This window comes from Frankia sp. AiPs1, from assembly GCF_023716945.1.
Classification (GTDB): domain Bacteria; phylum Actinomycetota; class Actinomycetes; order Frankiales; family Frankiaceae; genus Frankia.
On sequence record NZ_JAMQQF010000891.1, the window covers coordinates 1 to 1,593 of the forward strand.

General features: G+C 73.4%; 2 protein-coding genes and 1 pseudogene. 1 reads left to right on the plus strand and 2 read right to left on the minus strand.

Features of this window, described 5'->3' with window-relative positions; translation table 11 throughout:
• Positions 1 to 196 (minus strand): annotated as a pseudogene (locus ND748_RS31630) (hypothetical protein); the annotation flags it as partial.
• A gap of 426 nt (positions 197 to 622) precedes the next feature.
• Between ND748_RS31630 and ND748_RS31635 the strand changes: the two are divergent.
• Positions 623 to 985, plus strand: a complete 363-nt coding sequence (locus ND748_RS31635; protein ID WP_251749955.1) for an STAS domain-containing protein — start codon at positions 623 to 625, stop codon at positions 983 to 985.
• Positions 986 to 991: 6 nt separating this feature from the next.
• On the opposite strand, the gene mshD is transcribed toward ND748_RS31635, so the two are convergent.
• A partial coding sequence (gene mshD / locus ND748_RS31640) for a mycothiol synthase (protein ID WP_251749956.1) occupies positions 992 to 1,593 on the minus strand: 602 nt, incomplete at its 5' end.

The following is a 1,593-nucleotide window of genomic DNA, read 5'->3' on the forward strand; positions in this document are numbered from 1 at the left end:
GGTCCGCCTCGTCCGGCGCCAGCCGCAGGACGGCCGGGTCACGGTGGGGGCGCTGGGCGGTCAGCACCACCTCCGGCGCGGCCGGGGCGCCGGCAGGCGGCCCCACGGAGACGGCGGCGCCGTCGAGTTGGCTGAGGAAGGTGACGACGTTCGGGTGATCGGTGCCGCCAGGGGTCCGGGGCGGGTTGGTGTTCATGCGTCGACGTTCTCATCCGGCGACTGGTCATCCCATCCCGCGCGGCGGGGAGAAGACGGGAGGGAACGCCCGTGGGGCAGGCCGCGGGCGGCGGAGTCGGCCCGGCCGGTGCCGGTGCCGGTGTCGGTGTCTGTAATCGGTGCCGGTGCCGGTGCCGGTGCTGTGTCGCGGACCGGGCCTGGTGGTGGCCGCGTCGACCTGGCACGTCGACCCGGCGCGTCAGGCTGGCACGCCAACCCGGCACGCCGACCCGGCACGTCTAACCGGTGTGAGAAAAACCGCCTCCCGGTGGGAATCGGGCGGGTGTGGGAGTGGTGTGGTGGGGGTAGGTGCCCATCGTCGCGCTTGCCAGGGGCGCGACGCGTAGCGGGAGGCAGCCCGGCCGGCCGCCCGTGGCGCCCATGCCGTCCGGTCGTCAACGGAGCCATGGAACCCAGCGTTCGCGTCGAAGTCATCGGCCGAGAGGCCATCGTTGTGCACCCGGTCGGCGATATCGACTACTCCTCCCTGGACCCGCTGCGCGAGGCGCTGCTGGACGCGCGCGTCGCCGGAGTCAGGGACATCGTCGTCGACCTGGCCCAGGTGAGCTTTCTGGACTCCCAGGGCCTGGCCGTCATCCTGTTCGCCCACCAGCGGCAGCGTTCCGCCGGGGGCCGGCTGGCGTTGCGCAATCTCAACGAGGACGCCTACCGGCTGCTGCACGTCACCAACTTGACCTCGGTTATCGAGGTCGATCATGGTGGCGCGACCGCGGCGGCGTCCGGTCTGGCGACCCGTCGGGGTGCATGACCGGCCTCAGTCGGCGGCCGACCCGCGCCAGCGGTAGGACACATCACGCGTGTGGACGGCGAAATCGAGGCCGGTGTACATCCGCACGGCTCGGTCGTTGTCCTCGTCCACGTACAGCAGGACCGCCGCGAGCCCTTCGGCCTGCAGGTGGCGCAGGCCGATCAGGGTCAGGGCGCGTCCCAGGCCGCCGCCGGCCGCGCCCGGCAGTACCCCGACGACGTACACCTCGCCGATCGGACCGGGTGATGTGCCCGGCGGCGGCGTCTCGTCCACCTCGTGGACCTTCGTCCAGTGGAAGCCGACCAACCGGCTGTCGCGCTCGGCGACGAAGAAGCCCCGCGGGTCGAACCACGGCTCGGCCCGCCGCAGGGCGAGGTCGTCGACCGTCCAGCGGCCCTGCTCGGGATGATCGGCGAACGCGGCGGCGTTGACGGCCAGCCACGCCTCGTCGTCGTGACCGGGTACGAACGCGCGGACGGTGACCCCGGCGGGCAGGCGTGGCTCCGGCAGCGGGGCGCCCGCGCCCAGCGGCCGACGAAGCTGGAACAACACCCGGGTGCGGGCGAACCCGAGGCGGGCCGCCAGCGCGGCCGCGGGCGGGAGATCCC

Coding starts and splice junctions, on each gene's coding strand:
- ND748_RS31635 (WP_251749955.1), top strand. CDS start 623: ATGGAACCCAGCGTTCGCGTCGAAGTCATCGGCCGAGAGGCCATCGTT.